The sequence below is a fragment of the Colwellia sp. 20A7 genome (assembly GCF_009832865.1).
Classification (GTDB): domain Bacteria; phylum Pseudomonadota; class Gammaproteobacteria; order Enterobacterales; family Alteromonadaceae; genus Colwellia.
Window position 1 is genome coordinate 837,453 of sequence record NZ_CP047130.1, and the last position, 20,152, is coordinate 857,604.

A 20,152-nucleotide genomic window follows, 5' to 3' on the forward strand; every position below is an offset into this window, starting at 1 on the left:
ATTTCAGCAACAGAGTCTTAAATAATATATCTAACTATAAAATAAATGAGAGTAGCTATGTTTACCGGAATTATTGAAGCCATTGGCACTATTAAAGCAATAAATATAAATGCTCAAGGAGCGCGCTTAGTTATTGCTAGTAATAACCTTGATATGAGCGATGTTAAATTAGGTGATTCCATTTCTACTAATGGCATTTGCTTAACGGTTGTTGAATTTGATCAAAATAGTTATAGTGCTGATGTATCAAATGAAACATTACAGCGTACTGGCTTTGCTCATTATAATGTTGGTATGCAAGTTAATTTAGAAAAAGCTATGTTAGCAAGTACCCGTTTTGGCGGGCACATGGTGTCAGGGCACGTTGATGGTGTGAGTGAAATTTTATCGATTATTAATAACGGTAATAGTATTGAATACTGGCTTTCAATGCCTACAGAACTAGCTCATTATATTGCAGAAAAAGGCTCAGTAACTGTTGATGGTACAAGTTTAACTGTTAATGCGTTAGACGAGAGTTCAAATAGTAAATTTAGATTAACGATTGTGCCGCACACTGTGAAAGAAACAGTTTTTGCCCATTATAAAGTGGGTACAAAAGTTAACTTAGAAGTAGATTTAATCGCACGATATTTAGAGCGTTTACTTACAAAAGAAGCAACTGAAATGCCAGCTGTTAAATCAAATGTGACAGAATCTTTATTGAAAAAGTCAGGCTTTATTAAATAATAAATAACTTAGCTTTATAGCTAAGTATTTTAAAAAATTATTATCAAATAAGTAATCAACAACAAGTAATCAAAGAGAACCTAATGAATTTAAATACCCCACAAGAAATAATCGACGATATTGCTTTAGGTAAAATGGTTATTTTAATGGATGATGAAGACCGAGAGAACGAAGGTGACTTCATCATGGCTGCAGAAATGGTAACTCCAGCTGCAATTAACTTTATGGCAACTCATGGTCGTGGGCTTATTTGTATGCCAATGACGCAAGAAAAGTGTGAAGAGTTAAAATTACCTTTGATGGTAGATAAAAATGACGCACAGTTTAGTACAAACTTTACTGTTTCAATTGAAGCGGCGACAGGTGTTACCACCGGTATTTCAGCAGGCGATAGAGCAACAACAGTGCTAGCTGCAGTAGCTAAAGATGCAACGCATTTAAGCATTGTTCAGCCTGGACATATTTTTCCTTTAATTGCTAAAGATGGTGGCGTACTTAACCGTGCAGGACATACTGAAGCGAGTGTTGATTTGGCACGTATGGCCAATTTAGAGCCGGCAGCCGTTATTGTTGAAATTTTAAATGAAGATGGCACCATGGCGCGTCGTCCAGATTTAGAAATTATTGCAGAAAAGCACGGTATAAAAATGGGTACGATTGCTGATCTTATTGAATTTAGAAATGAGACAGAAACAACTATTGAACGTGTATCGCAATGTAAATTACCGACCGCTTTTGGTGAGTTTGATTTAATCGTATTTAAAGATACTATCGATGGACAAGCACATTTTGCTTTAACCAAAGGCGAAATTAAAGCTGATGAACCAACGTTAGTAAGAGTGCATTTAGAAAATACTTTTAGAGATTTGTTATTTAGCCAGCGTGAAAGCGTAGCAAAATGGCCTATGGCAAGTGCCTTAGAAAAAATAGCGAAAGAAGGCGGTGTTCTAGTACTATTAGGTAAACATGAATCAGCAGCAGAATTAATTAACTTAGTTGAAAAGTACGCTAAAATTGATGCTGGCGAATCAGTAAAAGAAGTTAGCCGTCATGTTGGCTCTCGCAATGTTGGCGTTGGCTCACAAATACTGGCAAACTTAGGTGTGAGTAAAATGCGCTTGTTAAGCTCACAAACTAAATATCATTCACTTTCTGGTTTTGGTTTAGAGGTTGTTGAATATATTCCTGAGTAATAAACCTATACCCGTTACCAATCAAGATGCGTATTTCAGAGTGCTTGAGCGATATCAATTCAAGGCAGTGCTTTGTAATAATGGTCGTTCCCTTATAAAAAGCACTAACGAAGAAGTGATGTTGCTCAAGCGTTTCTTCGATGGGTCTAAAAACAATTTATGCTGCGTTATTAACTTTAGTAAGGGAATAACCATGACGTAAACTTAATGCCTTGCCTAAATTGTTTTTAGTTCCCACTGAAACCTGCATCTTGAATGATAACGGGTATATACTTGCTTTAAAGTATTTTTGCTTTCTGATGAAAGTAAAAGTAAGGGGATAGGGTCTTGTTTATAGCTAGCTTATTTTTGCTAGCTTAGCCTACTGGCTATAAGATCCTATAGCGTTACATTCAATCATTAACACGAAACACAAATAGTAATATCACATGAAACCAGTACGTAACAACATAGTTATAGTGATGCTGATGCTAGTGGCCTTTATCGGTCAAGCAATGGCAAGCACTGCTATGTCTTATTCTGGTGCTTCTTGTGTTGATGGGGATATGGCGAATACAATGCCAATGATGTCTCATGATCAGATGTTACTTGATGATAGTGATAAAAAAACAGCGATGATGGCTACAATGGATTGCTGCCAAGATGATTGTAAATGCCCTAGTAATGGTTGCTTAAGCCTTTCATTTTTACTGAATACATCGCTTAACTCCAAAGTTTTTTCAGATAAAAAAATTACACAGTTCCCCTCTCTAAATAAATCACAATCTAGCTCTTCACTATATCGTCCACCCATTTCGTAACTTCATGGCACACTTGTGCCTAAAATTCTTATAAACCGTGTCTCTCTACATTAATTACTCATAATGTGTGAGCTAACATAATTGAATTATTCTCAAAATTTACGCATGTAAAGAGAAAGAAGTATGAATAAATATAACGCCTTATATAAACGTATGACTGTATTTACAGCTATGCTCATTATCGTATTCTCAAGTCATAGTTATGCCGCTGAGCAGGGATTGAGCTTTACTCAAGCGATTAAAATCGCGCAAAAAAATGATCCTTGGCTTGATGGCAGTCGTCATAAACAAAAATCAATTGAAGCTTTAAGCTTTGTTGCTAATACACAGCCGGATCCTAGCGTGTCTGTTACTTTTGCTAGCTTGCCTACCGATGGATTTAACTTTGACCAAGAAAACATGACACAATTAAAAGTAGGTGTTTCTCAGATGTTTGGTCGTGGTGATAGTCTGGAAATACGCAGTAAACAATTACAACTGCAGTCACAAGAGCAACCGTTTAAACGTAAAGACCGAGAAAACAAAGTTGCAGTAACGGTGGGGAGTTTATGGCTTGATTTATATCGAATACAACAAAGTATTAGTTTAATAGAAACAAGCCGTAGCTTGTTTGAACAGCTAAGTCAGTTGGCCGAATCGAGTTATAGCAGTAATTTAGGTGGAACACGGCAAGTTGATATTGTGCGTGCTCAACTTGAATTAACTCAGTTAGAAGATAGATTAAATCAGTTAAAGCTTGAGCAAAACCGTTACCAAGGCATGCTAGAGCAATGGCTAAGCCATTATCGATCAACAGGATCTTTATCAGAAGATTTAGATACGAACAACAATACGCTAATAAGGCTCATTAGTAGTGAACTTCCGCAATTAGATCTTTACCGGAAGGAGGCTCTTTATGATGAAAAACAGCTAAAACCTAGCCAGTTAGCACTAATTTTAGCTCGTCACCCGGCGGTACAAGCAGTTGATAAAAATATTGAAGCTACTCGTATTGGGGTAAATTTAGCGGAACAAAAATATCAACCACAATGGGGCGTAAATGCTAGCTATGGCTATCGTGCAGATGACTCTTTGGGTAATAGCCGAGCCGATCTTTTCTCGATAGGTGTTGTGTTCGATCTTCCTTTATTTACTGGTAACCGACAAGACAAAGAAGTGAGCTCTGCCATTGCTAACACTGAAGTGATCAAAACAGAGAAACTATTATTAATTCGTCAGTTGATATCGGCTTTTGCTAGTGCGAAAGGTCAATTTTTTCGTATTAAAGAAAGGCAAACACTGTATATAGAACGGTTGCTGCCGCAAATACAGCAGCAAGTTCAGGCTTCTCTAACGGCCTATACAAATAATGAAGGTGATTTTTCTGAAGTAGTACGTGGACGTATTGCAGAGCTTAATGCTCATATCGAATTTTTAATAATTAATACCCAAGAACAAAAAATCATTTTAGAAATTAATTACTTTCTTGTTGATAACGCAATGAAGTCAGACATGAGTGCTAAATTATGAGCGTAAACCCAACAAACAAAAAGAGCTTAATAATAGGAATTATTATTGGTGTAACGTTAGCTTTATTAATCAGTTTTATTGTGATGTCGTCTATGATGAATAAATTACATAGTCCGACAACATTAGAGTCAAAGGAAGAAGAACCACTTTATTGGGTTGCTCCAATGGACGCAAACTTTAAAAAAGATAAACCTGGTAAGTCACCGATGGGGATGGATCTTGTTCCTGTTTATGATGATGGCGGCGCAGGACCTGATGAAGGTGCAGGTACAATCCGCATTTCTTCCAATGTTGAAAATAACTTAGGAGTAAGGATAGCTAAAGCAGAAATAAAACCTTTAAACGCAATGATTAATACTGTTGGTTATGTCACTTACAACGAAGAAAAACTGGTTAATGTTCATTCTCGTGTACAAGGCTGGATTGAAACGCTTTATATCTCAGCAGTAGGCGATCCTGTTACAAAAGGACAAGCCTTATACGATATTTATTCTCCTGAATTGGTAAATGCACAAGAAGAATTCTTACTGGCATTAGATCGTAAGAATAATCGACTTATTAGTGCAGCTAAAAATCGTTTAGCAGCATTACACTTACCTAATCAAGCAATTGAAAAATTACGTGCTACACGTAAAATTCAACAGAATGTGACTTTCTATGCAATACAAAGTGGTGTTGTTGAAAGCTTGGCGATCAGAGAAGGTGTTTTTGTTAAACCTGAAACCATGATGCTATCAATTATAGATTTGAGTGAGGTATGGGTAAAAGCAGAAGTATTCGAACGCCAATCTTCGTTACTCGCTATGGGTAATGATGTTGTGATGACGTTAGATTATTTACCTAATAAAGAGTGGCAAGGAAAAGTCGAACACATACATCCCATGCTCAACCCTAAAACTAGAACAGCAATTGCACGTTTACGATTTGATAATACCAACAACGAGCTTAAACCTAACATGTTTGGACAAATTACTATTCAAACCTCAGGTAATGAAAGTGCGCTACTTATCCCGAAAGAAGCACTGATCAGAACAGGTACCCAGAATCGTGTAGTGCTTGCATTAGGCGAAGGTAATTATAAGTCTATTGAAGTTAAAGTTGGGCGCTATAATCAAAACAGCGTTGAAATATTAGCAGGCTTAGTTGAAGGTGAGAGTGTTGTAAGCTCAGCGCAATTCTTATTGGATTCTGAATCAAGTAAAACATCTGACTTTAAACGTATGGAACCTGAAAACATTGAAGAAGAAACTTCTGAATCATCATCCGTTTGGGTAAACGCTCAAGTAGAAAGCACGATGGCTGATCACAGAATGTTAACCCTTATTCATGATCCTATTCCTGAATGGAGCTGGCCAGAAATGACAATGGATTTTACGGCTATAGATGCGGTAGATTTTTCTCAGCTAACAGAAGGTCGACATGTTCGCGTTAAAATAAACAAAAAATCTGCGGGTGGTTATCAGATTATAGATATTGAAGTACCTGATACTAAAGTCCTTGATGAGCAAATGTCTAATGGCTTAACGCCTAAAGAGCAAATGCTTAATGACCCAATGTCTAATGACAAGCCTGTCATTGATCATTCACACCACTAATTTAGGAGTTTATATTTATGATTGCTTCTATAATTCGTTGGTCCGTTGGAAACCGATTTTTTGTGTTACTAGCAACCTGTTTATTGGTGGCTGCAGGGTTATATTCTGTTAATAAAACCCCGATTGATGCCTTGCCAGACTTGTCTGATGTGCAAGTAATAATAAAAACAAGTTATCCAGGTCAAGCACCTCAAGTGGTGGAAGAGCAAGTCACTTACCCTATGACTACCGCTATGTTGTCAGTACCTGGGGCTGTTACTGTGCGAGGTTACTCTTTTTTCGGTGATTCGTATGTTTATGTGATTTTTGATGAAGATACCGACTTATATTGGGCTCGTTCACGTGTACTTGAATATTTAAGTCAGGTTGTGCCTAATTTACCCAGTAATGCTAAATCTCAATTAGGTCCTGATGCCACTGGTGTTGGTTGGGTTTATTTATATGCGCTTATCGATAAAACAGGGCAACATGATTTAAGTGAGCTACGCAGTTTACAAGATTGGTTTTTAAAATATGAGTTACAAACCCTTTCAGGTGTATCAGAAGTCACAGCTTTAGGTGGAATGGTTAAACAATATCAAGTCAATGTTGATCCTGAAAAGCTCCGCGCTTTTGGTATTCCGCTTTCTCTTATTCAAAAAGCTATTCAACAAGGTAATCAAGAAATTGGTGCTTCAGTTATCGAGATGGCTGAAGCCGAATACATGGTGCGAGCGACAGGTTATTTAAAAAGTATTGATGATTTAGAAAATATTCCCTTAGGTGTTAACGAAAATGGTACACCTTTGCTGTTAAAAGATGTCGCCGATATTGGTACAGGTCCACAAATGCGCCGAGGTATTGCCGAACTTAATGGTGAAGGCGAAACTGTTGGCGGTATTGTTGTTATGCGTTTTGGTGAAAATGCTCAACAAGTGATTAATCGCGTAAAAGCAAAACTTGAAGAACTTAAAAAGGGCCTACCTGAGGGAGTTGAAATTGTGCCTGTTTACGATCGTTCAGCGTTGATTGAACGTGCGGTAAATAACTTAGGTTTTAAACTGCTAGAAGAGTTTGGTGTTGTCGCTTTAGTTTGTATTGTTTTTTTGTTTCATGTGCGTTCATCTTTGGTTGCTATTGTAAGTTTACCTGTGGGAATTTTAACAGCTTTTATCGTTATGCATTTTCAAGGGCTTAACGCTAACATTATGTCGCTTGGTGGTATTGCGATTGCGATTGGTGCCATGATCGATGGAGCGATCGTTATGATAGAAAACATGCATAAGCATATGGAAAAGCTAACATCTCAAGGAAAAAAATTAACCAATGAAAACCGTTGGCAAGTGGTTATTGATTCAGCCAGTGAGGTTGGACCGGCATTATTTTTCAGCTTGATGATCATTACTGTCAGTTTTATCCCAGTATTTACCTTAGAAGCACAAGAAGGGCGAATGTTTGCGCCATTAGCGTTTACTAAAACTTATGCCATGGCTGCATCTGCTGCTTTAGCTATTACCTTAGTTCCTGTTCTTATGGGCTACTTTATTCGCGGTAAAGTATTACCTGAGCATAAAAATCCAGTAAATAGATTTTTAACCTATCTTTATATGCCTGCTTTAAAAACGGTTTTACGTTTTCCTAAAATCACGTTATTAGCAGCCTTAGTTGTACTGGCTATTGGAATATATCCATTAAATAAAATTGGCAGTGAATTTATTCCACCGCTCGATGAAGGCGATTTAATGTATATGCCAACAACGTACCCTGGAATATCTATCGGGCAAGCTCGACAATTATTGCAACAAACTGATAAGTTAATAAAAACAGTGCCTGAAGTGAAAACGGTATTTGGTAAAATGGGACGGGCAGAAACAGCTACAGATCCTGCACCATTAACTATGATTGAAACCTTTATTCAGTTTAAACCGCAAGATCAATGGAGAGCTGGCGTTACACCTGAAAGTTTGAAAGCAGAATTAGACGCACTCGTTAAATTACCGGGTGTGACTAATGCGTGGGTTATGCCGATAAAAACTCGAATTGATATGTTAGCCACAGGCATCAAAACACCTGTTGGGATAAAAGTGGCAGGGGCAGATCTTTCTGTTATTCAAGATATAGGTAAGCAGCTAGAAGTTATCCTGCAAGATGTTCCTGGTACGGCATCTGTTTATTCAGAGCGTGTTGCTGGCGGACGTTATGTGAAAATTGACATTCAACGCGCGAAGGCTGCACGTTATGGGTTAAATATAGCTGAGATACAGCAAGTTATATCAACAGCTATTGGTGGTATTAATGTAACAAACACGGTTGAAGGGCTAGAGCGTTATCCCGTAAATTTACGTTATCCTCAAGATTACCGCGATTCACCTGAGCAAATATCTTTGTTGCCTATTGTTACACCTACAGGGCAGCGTATTTCATTAGGCGATGTAGCTAATGTATTTATTGAAGATGGACCGCCAGGGATCAAATCTGAAAATGCACGTTTAAACGGTTGGTCGTTTGTTGATATCGAAGGTGTAGATATAGGTACTTATGTTGAAGCTGCACAGAAAGTTGTTGCAGATAAACTAACACTTCCTGCAGGTTATTCAATTGCATGGGCAGGCCAGTATGAATATATGCAGCGCGCTAAAGCTAAGTTAGCTTACGTTGTGCCATTAACCTTATTCATCATTATTATCCTACTCTACTTAAACTTCAGAAATGTGGTTGAAGTCGCGATGATCATGGGTACTTTACCTTTAGCAATGGTAGGCAGTATTTGGTTAATGTACCTTGAGGGCTTTAACTTTTCGGTAGCTGTTGGCGTTGGTTTTATTGCCTTAGCAGGTGTCGCTGTTGAAATTGGTGTCATTATGTTGGTTTATCTTAATCAAGCTTATAAAGAAATGCTTAATGATCATCAAGAACGTAACATCGACACGACAAAAGCGGATGTGCTGCAAGCTGTTTTACATGGTGCAGGTTTACGTGTTCGCCCAGTAATGATGACAGCAGCAGCGATAATTGTTGGTTTACTACCTATTTTATATGGCACAGGAACAGGATCTGAAGTAATGAGTAGAATAGCAGCGCCTATGGTTGGTGGCATGTTAAGTGCGGTAATTTTGACACTATTAATTTTACCAACATTGTTTTACTTATGGCGTATTAGCCATTTAAAAGCACTTACGGCTCCAGATAATGAGGTATCATCCTAATAATACTAGGTTATTTATTATGCCAATGCACTAATTGCGGCAATATGTCACACCCAATAATGCGTTCTCATTGGTATCATCACATCAACTTTATTGATAGTGGTGATATCCATGAAAAAGACTCTATTATTTACAGCTATGCTGGTCGCGTTTAACTGTAATCAATCTTATGCTGAAGAACAGAATGATGATATAGAAAAAATGACGGTTACGGGCTCTCATATTAAAAGAGCTGATCTTGAAACGGCGAGTCCGCTTAGCGTTATTACCGCAGAACAAATTGCATTGAGCGGCATTGTTAACGTAGAAGATTTATTACAACGCATGTCTTTCTCCGCCGGGGTTGCTGGTAATGCGACTAATGCCTACTGGACTAGTGGTGGCTATGGTACGGCACAAGTTAACTTACGTGGCATGGGAATAAAGCGTACTCTAGTATTACTTAATGGCCGTCGTATGGTTAATGGGGGCACAGGTGCTAATAGCTCTGCTGACTTAAATACTATTCCTACCGGCATTATTAAACGTATTGAAATACTAAAAGATGGCGCTTCTGCTATTTATGGTGCCGACGCCGTTGCAGGCGTTGTTAATATTATCACTAAAGATGATATTGATGGTGTTACCTTTATGGCAAAAGCAGGCGCTAGTGATGAAGGTGATGGAGAACATCAAGAATTCAACTTAAATATTGGCTCTACTTTTGATCGTGGTAATTTTATTTTAAGCGCGAACTATGTCAATACGGAAGCGGTAAGGCAATCAGACCGTATTGATTGTGCTGAAGAAGAAATAGTTCATGATGATGGTACAAGCGAACTTTCTTGTTTTGGTAGCTCAACCACTGAAGGGGGCAGAGCATTACTAGCTGATGGTCAAAGTGTACAATTCAACCAAGATACGCAAGGTGATGGTAATGCTTATGAAGCCTACGATTCACAAAAACATGCTTTTACTTGGATACCTTATTTAAATGCGGTTAGCCCAAGTCAGCGCCTTAACCTAGCGGCAACGGTTAATTATCAATTAACGGAGCAGGTAAATTTATTCACCGAAGCAATGTACAGTAATCGTCAATCAGAGCAAATTGTTACGCCAAGAAGTCTCAGTAGTATTTATGTCTCTAAAGACTTTGATTATAACCCTACAGGACAAGATCTAGAGCTAACACACAGACGTAATACCGAATTTGGTGCTCCATTTTTCTTTCAAGAAACTAACACTATTCGCTTAGTCTTAGGATTAAATGGTGAGCTTACGGCAGCCTAGCTCAACTTCCCCCTTTTGATCTGTTTTAATGATCGCAACCAAATTACTAGGATGCAATCATGCCAAACCAAGATCAATTAACAACGGTCGTTACTGCTTTTGAGCACTGGCGTAGCAACAGAAGTGGTCGTCAAGTCACAACGCCCATCGCATTGCGTGAGCAAGCCGTAGCATTACTCAATCACTATTCTTCTAGCAAAATAACATCAGCATTAAGGATCAGTGGCGGCCAGCTCAAGCAATGGCGAAATACGCTTGAACCTGCTGAAAAAGCACCGCTATTTGTGCACCTTCCTATTTCACCACCGCCATTACTCACACAACCGCCCTTTACTGTTGAACTACGCTTTGCCCAAGGTAATGAAATGTCTTTATCTGGTGTTATTGATACTAACATCATCATTTCGCTCATTGGGGCAATGAAATCATGATCCATTTAACCGCTGACACCCACATATTAATCGCGATTGAACCCGCTGATTTTCGCCAGGGCATTGATGGTTTAGCCGCAACATGCCGTTATAAATTATCGGTCAACCCACGTTCGGGTACTGTGTTTGTCTTTATTAATCGCAATAAAACCATGGTGCGCGCATTATCGTATGATGGTACTGGCTTTTGGCTCATGACCAAGCGTTTATCTAAAGGAAAGTTTCAAAATTGGCCGTCATCAAACAAAAGTATTGAACAGATCATCGCGAAAAAACTGCGAAAACTATTGTGTGACAACGATCCATTATGGGAAAAAACGGATCCTCTTTACTGAGTAAAATCATTGAGATAAACACTTGATTTTTACTTTTATCGGATCATAATGCCTGCAAAATAAACCTGTACCAAACACTAAAACTCTGGACGTACCGTGAGCAAACCTTTTACCGACATTGATGGCAAAGCCCTTGAAGCGCTGATAGAGCGCGTGAACGAGGCCAAAGAAAACAATCTGGCCTTAAGCCCAGAGGATTATCAGTTATTACTTGATGCGTTATTGACCTTAGCCACCACGCAAACCCGCTTAGCGAATCATGATGTTACCGTGCATAAACTGCGAAAATTGTTAGGTATTGAAAAATCATCTGAAAAACTAGGCTCGGTGCTTAAGCAAACTAAAGCGTCATCGGGCAAGAAAAATAAAAAGCGTAGCAACGATAATGGTGAAGGTTTCACCCCGGTTAAACCCACGATTATCGTTCATGGACTAGTTGACGTAAATAAAGGCGATACCTGTGTTGAGTGCTTAACCGGTAAGGTTTATAAAACCGAGCCAGGTAGCTTGCTACGTATCACCGGACAAAGTCCTTTCAAACCTGAGCAGCATGTCATGGAGCGTCTTCGTTGTAATACCTGCGGTGCTTATTTTACCGCACCACTGCCGGACGATGTCTTAACCGATGGCTTAAGTACTCAAAAATATGGTTATTCAGCACGTTCTTTAATGGCGATTTATAAATACTTTGCTGGACTGCCTTTTTATCGTCAAAGCAGTATTCAAAAATTACTGGGAGTAAAAATCACCGCGTCAACGGTTTTTGACCAAGTAGAGCTTGTTTGTAATGCTATTTATCCCGTGTACCAATTGCTCTTCAATTTAGCGGCTGATGGTAAACACTACTATTTAGATGACACAACTAACCGTATTCTTGATGCGAAATCGGTGATAAAGAAAGCACGCAACAGTGAGAAAGTCATCACACGTACGGGCGTTTATACCTCAGGTGTTATCGCAACGCTGGCTGATAACCGTCATATTGTTTTATTTGAGACTAACATCGGGCACGCGGGAGAATTCATTGACAGTATTTTGCACAAGCGCAGTCAATCATGCACCAAACCACTCATCATGAGTGATGCGCTAGCGAGCAATCGGCCGACGGTACGTGAGGCGATAACGTCACTGTGTAATAGCCACGCAAGACGACAATTTGTAGATGTTATCAATCACTTTCCAATTGAGGTCGAGCATGTCCTCAAACGCTATGGTGAAATATGGGTCAATGATGACTATACGAAAGAAGAAAAGTTAACCCCGAGCGCAAGACTGGCCTATCATCAAACGCATTCAGCGCCCATCATGGAAGCCATAAAATTGTGGGGAGAAACGCATTTAGCCAATGAAACCGTTGAAGAAAACAGTGGCCTAGGCAAAGCTATTCGCTACTTTATCAAACATTATGTCGGACTGAGTTACTTTTGCAGCACTGAAGGAGTAAAAATCGACAATAATCGTATTGAAGCGATGCTCAAAATTGTGGTGAGAGACAGAAAAAACGCGATGTTCCACAAAACCTTACTGGGGGCAACGATTGGGGATGTCATTACCTCGGTCATCGCGACGGCAAGTGAGGCGGGTATTAATGTCTTTGACTACTTCACCACCTTACAACGAGAAAAAGAGCAGGTAAAAAAGACCCCTGAAGATTATTTACCCTGGAATTATCTCGCTAAAAATTCAATCACCTAAAAAAACCAAACACGATGATTTAGGCTTTACCGCCTAGGTCAAGCTGTACCTGAAAAAATCGTGATGTCACGCTACGCTGCCGTAAGCTCACATTAAATGGCGAGTTTAGTAATGACTGGCATTGGGACACAGCGTATAACTATAGCCGTAATACGGGTAATGACGGGTGGACATTTGATTTAGACAGCGCCAAAGCAGCAGATACCTTAAATGATGATGTATGTAGCTATGACGAGGGCGCAAGTATTCCGTGTGGTGATTGGTTTGGTGTAGATGAGTTGAGCCAAGAAGTGATTGACTATGTTAAATATCGAAGAGAAGGGAATGGCGGCAATGAAATGCGCTCTTTCACTTTTAACTTAGGCGGTGATTTAACAGAGCTACCTGCAGGTACTTTGGCTTTTGCAACAGGGGTTGAGCATAGATATGAAAGTGGCTGGCGTAATCCTGACTCAACAGTATTAAGTAATGGTGGCGAAGACACTATCGATGGTGATTTTAATGTAACAGAGGCTTTTGTGGAGTTCTCTATCCCGCTGTTTTCTGACTTACCGTTGATGAAATCGCTACATGCCGAGGTGGCTAGCCGCTATGCTGATTACAGTACGTTTGGCGACAAAACTACATACAAACTTGGTTTAACATGGCAAATTTTTGATAATTTAATGGTACGTGGTGTTAAATCTACCGCCTTTAGAATACCCATGTTAACAGAGCAATTTGGCGGCACTAATTCAGAAAACCTAAGAACCATTGACCCTTGTGAAGGCGCTACAGGTATTATTGTTACCAACTGTTTATCGGCTGGCGTTCCTGCTAATTTTGAGCAAGACGGTACTACTGTATTGACGGCAGTTGGAGGAAACCCTGATGTTAACCCTGAGTCTGCTGATACACTGACTTTAGGCATTGTATGGCAAGCCAGCTTTCTTGATGGTTTATCTGCAACCGTAGATTATTTTAATATTGAAATAGATGATGCTATTACTTCCGTAAATGGCTCAGGTGTACTGAAACTGTGTTATACCGACCCTGATGCTTATAGTGAATATTGTGATAGTTTTTCACGCCATAGCGTAACAAATCAAGTGACATCGTTAAGTCAAAGGCCAGTGAATGCTGCGCAAGAAAAAGTTAGTGGTATTGATTTTAATGTGCAACATAATGGTGAATTTAGTGGTTTTAATACTAAAATTGAACTTGAAGCAACACGTCTATTAGCTCACGAAAATACACCTTTACCAGGGCAAGCTATTAACGACCTTCTCGGTAAAATAACAGAAGATCAAGGTAGCTATACAAAGTGGCGTGGTAATTTAGGCTTTACCTTACAAGCTCAATCTTGGGCTACTCATTATGCCATCAGGTACATTGGTGGTGCTGATGATATTAATGGTGGTGGTCCCATTGGGAGCTCAGTACCTAGTATTACTTATCATGATGTCCAAGCAAGTTATCAGGTGAGTAATAATTTTAGTTTATCAGCAGGTATTGATAACCTCTTTGATAAGAGCGCGCCTTTTCTAACTTCTTGGAATGATGCTAATACCGATGTAATGACATATGATTTACTCGGTCGACGCGGTTATTTAAAACTAAACGTGAGTTTTTAACCTTGTTTTATAAAGAATATTAAAGGAAAAAATCACATGTCATGGTCTAGAATTAGCAGGAAATATCATAAGTGGTTAATGCTATTTGTTGGTTTCCAATTTGTTGTTTGGTCAATATCTGGTGCCTACATGGTGATTTTCGATCTTGATTATATTCATGGCGATAATTTGGTTGTTAATAACCAATCCTCGTTGAAAGAGTCTCAAATTAACTATCCTGTTGCCAAGCTTTATAGGCATTATCCTAATGCGAAAAATGTAGAGCTCACAAGCATACAAGGAAATGCTGTTTATCGTTTTAGTAACGATGATGGAAAGCATTTGCTCAGTGCTGATACTGGGATCTTACTTTCGCCCATTAATGAACGTTATGCCGTAGGTATCGCCAAATATTCATACATACAGTCTAATACAGTAATAAAAAAGGTGAGTTTGATTACAGAAAACCCTCCTTTTGAATTAAGCGCTAGGCATTTACCTGTATGGCGAGTTGATTTTAAGGGTTTTTCTAATCCAAGTCTTTATATTAATACTCAAACAGGGGAGGTAGTCACAAAAAGACATCTTTTTTGGCGGATATTTGATTGGATGTTTAGTTTTCATGTGATGGATTATGTGGAAGAAGATGCCAGTAATAAGCTGTTATTTGTTTTTATTGTCTTATCGTTGGTGGCTAGTTTTTTTGGTTTAATACTCACTTATTTTTACGTATTCAAACGAAGTAGCAATAAAAATAAAAGCATAACGGAGGACGCATGAAATTAGTTAAATGGCTACACAAGTGGCTTTCTGTTCTTATTGCTATACAGTTATTCATTTGGCTTGGTAGTGGTTTGTTTTTTAATTTGATGGACTCTAACAAAGCGAGAGGAAATGAGAATCGACTTAGCAATTTAGCGGTAATGAAGATAGATCATGAGCGCTTGTTAGAGCCAAGTTATATTCTTAGCCAATTCAAGATAGAAAAGCCTCAGAAGCCGGTAAATTCAATAAAATTGATTCACTTAATCGATCAACCTTATTATTTACTGAATCATCATTTGGGTTTGTATCAACATTTTTATAATGAACATTCGTTAGTTGGTGCTTATACCGGAGAAATGAAAATTATTGATAGAACGATGGCGAAAAAATTAGCTAAGGCCACTTATAGTGGTACGGGAAATATAGGTGTAGCTGAAAGGATATCACCGCCTATTGATGATTTTCCAAAAGAACAAAACGCTTTGTGGCGAGTTAACTTTGATGATGCGTTATACACCAGTGTTTATATCGATGCTAGTTCAGGGAGAGTCATTGGGCATAGTAACGATGATAAACGCTTTGCTGACTTTTTCTTTATGTTGCACTTTATGGATTATGGAACATCAGGTGGTTTTAATAATTGGCAAATAATACTATTTTCAATATTAACGTTAATTTTTTGTATAACAGGTTTTGTTTGGACGTTAGATTTACTAATTAAAGGACGTTATAAAATAAAGTAGTGGCAGGGTAAAGCGAGGAAGAAGGCAGACTAGCCGTAATACAGGTTAATAATTGCTAATATATTGAAGCTGTAAATTGCATTGAAGCGGAAAAAATAAGCGAGTAGAAACAAAAAAGCGAAGATTAACAGATGTTAATACTTCGCTTTTTACAGAATTAGATTCTCAAATGAGAAGGTCTATTTAGCTATAAATTATACAGCTAGAACGTTTTCTGCTTCAGGGCCTTTTTGACCTTGTTTAACAGTGAACGTTACCGCTTGACCGTCAGCTAGAGTACGGAAACCGTCTCCAGAGATAGCACTGAAGTGAACAAACACGTCAGGACCATTTTCTTGTTCTATAAAACCGAAACCTTTAGTTTCGTTGAAAAATTTAACTTTACCAGTAACTGAATCAGACATACTTACATTTTCCCGTAGTCATAAATAATATTAATGTGGTGATTTTTTGATGAGTAAATTCTCAAAAAAAATATCACCGTTTTTACCCGAGTAAATGCCCTCTACCATAAGTAGTACAGGCAGAGGAAGGAAACAAACTATATTCGTAACAAAAAGTATTTGGAACAAACAACCAGTTTGCATTGCCTAAAATCCATTTGTTAAGAATGCACAAGTACCTAAATACTTGGTAAATCTAAAACAAAAGTTAGTATCAACCTTCATCCGCAACACAAAAACTCAACGCAATTGCAGCATAGCACAGTTGTTTTTAATTTGCTTTATAAAAAACTCAAATAGTTCAATTTTTTATGGAAATAAAAGATAATACAGCGGGGGGGATATGTAGGTGGTTGTTTATTATTAAATTATTTTATAAAAATTAAAAAATATATTTTTAATTTCCGTCAACACTACGGCGGTTTTCGTAGTGTTGGCGGAATATTACTCTTGTACTAAACTATAACGCTGCTATTTGATCTTTTTGCTCTTGAATTTTTGCAAGCGTAGATTCAGCTTCAGCTAATTTAGCTTCTTCTTTGGCAATAACTGCAGGTGGAGCTTTACTAACAAAATTTTCATTGCTTAGCTTGCCACGAACTCGAGCTGCTTCTTTATCAAGTTTATCAATAGCTTTATCTAAACGCGCTATTTCAGCTTCTTTATCAATTAAACCTGCCATTGGTATAAGAACAGATAAATCACCAACCACAGCTGATGCACAAGCTGGACCTTGTTCACTTTCTGCTAATACAGTAATGCTTTCAAGTTTTGCTAGCGAACTTAAAAATTGTTCATTTTCATTTAAGCGACGTTGATCGTTATCGTTTACGTTTTTAAGTAATACTGGTAGTTCTTTACTAGGTGAAATATCCATTTCGCCACGAATGTTACGAATGGCAATAATAAATTGTTTAACCCACTCTAAATCATCAATTGATTGTTGATCACATTTGCTAGCGTCAAATTCAGGAAATGCCTGAATCATAATTGAATCACCTTTTTTAGCAAAAACACTTAATGGTTGAACGCGTTGCCAAATAGTTTCGGTGATAAACGGCATAATAGGGTGCATTAAACGTAGCAATGCCTCTAAAACGTTGACTAACGTATGACGCGTACCACGCTGTTGTGCTTCGTTACCCTTGAATAAAATAGGTTTAGTTAATTCTAAATACCAATCACAGAATTGATTCCAAGTGAATTCATATAAAGCCTGTGAAGCAAGGTCAAAACGGTAAGTATCAAAAGCTTCATGAACCGTTTTTACTGTTTGTTCAAACTGACCTATGATCCAACGGTCAGCAAGAGACAATTCCATTTCGCCGCCACTTGCTCCGCAATCAAATTCTTCAGTGTTCATCATTACATAACGGCTAGCATTCCATAACTTATTGGTAAAGTTACGGTAACCTTCTAAACGTTTCATATCCCAGCTAATATCACGACCTGTAGTCGCAACCGATGTTAAGGTAAAGCGTAAAGCATCAGTCCCGTGTGCTTCAATACCATTTGGGTATTCTTTTCTGGTTAGTTTTTCAATTTTAGCGGCCAATTTAGGCTGCATCATATTGCCAGTACGTTTTTGTAATAAATTTTCAAGTGAAATACCGTCAATCATATCTAAAGGATCAACTACGTTACCTTTTGATTTACTCATTTTATCGCCATTTTCATCGCGAATAAGACCAGTCATGTATACTTTCTTGAAAGGTATTTGTGCTTTGCCATTTTCATCTTTGTTGAAGTGCATAGTCATCATGATCATGCGAGCAACCCAGAAGAAAATAATATCGAAACCTGTTACTAGAACATCAGTTGGGTGAAAAGTTTTTAAATCTTCAGTGTCTTTTGGCCATCCTAACGTTGAGAATGTCCAAAGTGCAGATGAGAACCAAGTATCAAGTACATCATCATCTTGGCTTAATTTGATATCATCACTAATGTTGTTATTAGCGCGCACTTCAGCTTCAGTACGACCAACATAAACTTTGCCGCTTTCGTCATACCAAGCTGGAATTCTGTGTCCCCACCAAAGTTGACGTGAAATACACCAGTCTTGAATGTTGTTCATCCAAGCAAAGTACATATTTTCGTATTGCTTAGGTACAAATTCAATTTGACCATCTTTTACTGCATCAACAGCAGGGCCGGCTAGTTTTTCAACACGTACATACCATTGGTCAGTTAAAAGAGGTTCAATGATAACGCCAGATCTATCACCGTATGGTGCTACTAAATCATGGTCTTTTACTTCAACTAATAAGCCAAGTTCGTCAAATTTAGCAACGATCGCTTTACGGGCAACAAATCTGTCCATACCTGCGAATTCGCTAGGTAATGTACCGTCGTATGCGTTACATACTTCACCTTTAGTGTCATAAACTTCAGCGGTAGCTAATACTGCTGCGTCTTTATCAAAAATATTGATTTGTGGCAGTGCATGACGTTTACCTACTTCATTATCGTTAAAGTCATGGGCAGGGGTGATTTTTACACAACCCGTGCCTTTGTCCATATCAGCATGATCATCGCCAACAATAGGTATTAAACGATTAACTAATGGTAATAGTACTTGTTTGCCAATTAAATCTTTATAACGAGGATCTTCAGGATTAACCGCAACACCAGTATCACCTAACATGGTTTCTGGACGCGTAGTTGCTACCACTAAATAATCAAGACCTTCAGCCGTTTTTTGACCATCAGCAAGTGGATAACGCAAATGCCACATGTGACCTTTTTTGTCTTTATTTTCTACTTCTAAATCTGAAATAGCGGTATGAAATTTTGGATCCCAGTTTACTAAGCGTTTACCGCGATAAATAAGGTCGTCTTCAAATAAGCGTACAAACACTTCTTGTACTGCTTCAGACATACCGTCGTCCATGGTAAAGCGTTCACGTGTCCAATCGATAGAGTTACCTAAACGGCGCATTTGTTTACCAATAGTGCCGCCAGATTCTTCTTTCCATTCCCAAATCTTATCGATAAAACCTTCACGACCATAATCGTGACGGGTTTTATCTTCTTCAGCAGCAATCTTACGCTCAACAACCATTTGAGTGGCAATACCGGCATGATCACAACCCGTTTGCCATAAGGTGTTTTTACCTTGCATACGTTGGTATCGAATTAAGGTATCCATGATGGTTTGTTGAAAAGCATGTCCCATATGTAAAGAGCCGGTGACATTAGGCGGTGGAATTGCAATGCTATAGCTATCGCCTTCACCTGTTGGGCTAAAGTAACCTTGCTCTTCCCAGCTGGTATATAAAGATTGTTCAATGTCGGTTGGGTTGAATGTTTTTTCCATCATTGTTCCGGTATAAAAAGTTGTTAATGGTAAGTTGAATTAAGACTTTGCAGAATTTAAGGTGCAACCTATATTATTGTGGCTGTGCCACGGCTTGATTGTTTACTTGAAAGCCCAATTGTCGACACGTTTTAAAACGCTCACGGGCTTTTTGTTTTAATGTTTCATCGCTAGGTACAAAATCAACAATAAATTGAAATTGATTAGCAAACGTTGGCATAGTTTCGGTTAAGTTGATTAAAACAGGGCGGCGTCCACGTAGCGGTTTATCGCTAATTTCCACCATAGCACCTTGTTTTGGTCCTTCTCCAACCAAGTTATGAGGCACAAAACTATCAGTGTCAAATGCCCATAACAATTCGTCAATTTTTTCTGCTTGTTCTTTATCTTGTGTATAAATAAATACGCGCTGATTTTGACGATAAAAATGGCTTGCTTGCAAACAGGCATGATAAAACGCTGAACTTTTATCTGTTGTTTCAGCATTGTTATCATTATTTTCTGCCTTCTCGTCATTGAGAAGGTAAAACATAACCTGTGTTTGCATGGTAT

General features: G+C 38.4%; 15 protein-coding genes and 1 pseudogene. 13 read left to right on the plus strand and 3 right to left on the minus strand.

What is annotated here, in order from left to right:
- Positions 1-57 precede the first annotated feature (57 nt).
- The 13 genes and pseudogenes from GQS55_RS03665 (at position 58) to GQS55_RS03725 (ending at position 15,841) form a co-directional block, all read left to right on the plus strand.
- Positions 58-729 carry a riboflavin synthase gene (locus tag GQS55_RS03665; protein ID WP_159818079.1) on the plus strand — a complete coding sequence of 224 codons (672 nt, stop codon included), beginning with the start codon at positions 58-60 and terminating at the stop codon, positions 727-729.
- 83 nt (positions 730-812) lie between these two features.
- Positions 813-1,922, plus strand: coding sequence for a 3,4-dihydroxy-2-butanone-4-phosphate synthase (ribB, locus tag GQS55_RS03670; RefSeq protein WP_159818081.1), 1,110 nt, complete (start codon positions 813-815; stop codon positions 1,920-1,922).
- 428 nt (positions 1,923-2,350) lie between these two features.
- Positions 2,351-2,722 carry a hypothetical protein gene (locus tag GQS55_RS03675; RefSeq protein ID WP_236559750.1) on the plus strand — a complete coding sequence of 124 codons (372 nt, stop codon included), beginning with the start codon at positions 2,351-2,353 and terminating at the stop codon, positions 2,720-2,722.
- Between the two features lie 123 nt (positions 2,723-2,845).
- Positions 2,846-4,231, plus strand: coding sequence for a TolC family protein (locus GQS55_RS03680; protein WP_159818083.1), 1,386 nt, complete (start codon positions 2,846-2,848; stop codon positions 4,229-4,231).
- On the plus strand, positions 4,228-5,826 hold the full coding sequence (locus tag GQS55_RS03685; RefSeq protein ID WP_159818085.1) for an efflux RND transporter periplasmic adaptor subunit: 1,599 nt from the start codon (positions 4,228-4,230) through the stop codon (positions 5,824-5,826). Before GQS55_RS03680 ends, GQS55_RS03685 begins: the two co-directional genes overlap by 4 nt.
- A gap of 17 nt (positions 5,827-5,843) precedes the next feature.
- Positions 5,844-9,011, plus strand: a complete 3,168-nt coding sequence (locus GQS55_RS03690; protein ID WP_159818087.1) for an efflux RND transporter permease subunit — start codon at positions 5,844-5,846, stop codon at positions 9,009-9,011.
- A gap of 111 nt (positions 9,012-9,122) precedes the next feature.
- Positions 9,123-10,280: a TonB-dependent receptor plug domain-containing protein gene (locus tag GQS55_RS03695; RefSeq protein ID WP_159818089.1), complete on the plus strand. Its 1,158-nt coding sequence runs from the start codon at positions 9,123-9,125 to the stop codon at positions 10,278-10,280.
- Between the two features lie 59 nt (positions 10,281-10,339).
- Positions 10,340-10,711, plus strand: a complete 372-nt coding sequence (locus GQS55_RS03700) for a hypothetical protein (protein WP_159818046.1) — start codon at positions 10,340-10,342, stop codon at positions 10,709-10,711.
- Positions 10,708-11,046, plus strand: coding sequence for an IS66 family insertion sequence element accessory protein TnpB (gene tnpB / locus GQS55_RS03705; protein ID WP_159817815.1), 339 nt, complete (start codon positions 10,708-10,710; stop codon positions 11,044-11,046). Before GQS55_RS03700 ends, tnpB begins: the two co-directional genes overlap by 4 nt.
- A gap of 96 nt (positions 11,047-11,142) precedes the next feature.
- The gene (locus GQS55_RS03710) at positions 11,143-12,741 is read left to right on the plus strand and encodes an IS66 family transposase (RefSeq protein ID WP_159817813.1); all 1,599 of its coding nucleotides are present in this window, start codon (positions 11,143-11,145) and stop codon (positions 12,739-12,741) included.
- Positions 12,742-12,842: 101 nt separating this feature from the next.
- Positions 12,843-14,354, plus strand: a pseudogene (locus tag GQS55_RS03715) (TonB-dependent receptor domain-containing protein); the annotation flags it as partial.
- A 36-nt stretch (positions 14,355-14,390) separates the two neighbouring features.
- The gene (locus GQS55_RS03720; RefSeq protein ID WP_236559751.1) at positions 14,391-15,113 is read left to right on the plus strand and encodes a PepSY domain-containing protein; all 723 of its coding nucleotides are present in this window, start codon (positions 14,391-14,393) and stop codon (positions 15,111-15,113) included.
- Positions 15,110-15,841 (plus strand): PepSY domain-containing protein, encoded by a 732-nt coding sequence (locus GQS55_RS03725; RefSeq protein WP_159818091.1) that lies wholly within the window; start codon positions 15,110-15,112, stop codon positions 15,839-15,841. The genes GQS55_RS03720 and GQS55_RS03725 overlap by 4 nt, the downstream gene beginning before the upstream one ends.
- Before the next feature lie 194 nt (positions 15,842-16,035).
- Here the strand turns inward: GQS55_RS03725 and GQS55_RS03730 are convergent, their stop codons facing one another.
- The 3 genes from GQS55_RS03730 to GQS55_RS03740 all read right to left on the minus strand — a co-directional run bounded on the left by GQS55_RS03730 (position 16,036) and on the right by GQS55_RS03740 (position 20,147).
- Positions 16,036-16,245, minus strand: coding sequence for a cold-shock protein (locus GQS55_RS03730; RefSeq protein WP_159818093.1), 210 nt, complete (start codon positions 16,243-16,245; stop codon positions 16,036-16,038).
- 499 nt (positions 16,246-16,744) lie between these two features.
- Positions 16,745-19,600 carry a valine--tRNA ligase gene (locus GQS55_RS03735; protein ID WP_159818095.1) on the minus strand — a complete coding sequence of 952 codons (2,856 nt, stop codon included), beginning with the start codon at positions 19,598-19,600 and terminating at the stop codon, positions 16,745-16,747.
- Between the two features lie 73 nt (positions 19,601-19,673).
- On the minus strand, positions 19,674-20,147 hold the full coding sequence (locus GQS55_RS03740; protein ID WP_159818097.1) for a DNA polymerase III subunit chi: 474 nt from the start codon (positions 20,145-20,147) through the stop codon (positions 19,674-19,676).
- Positions 20,148-20,152 lie beyond the last annotated feature (5 nt).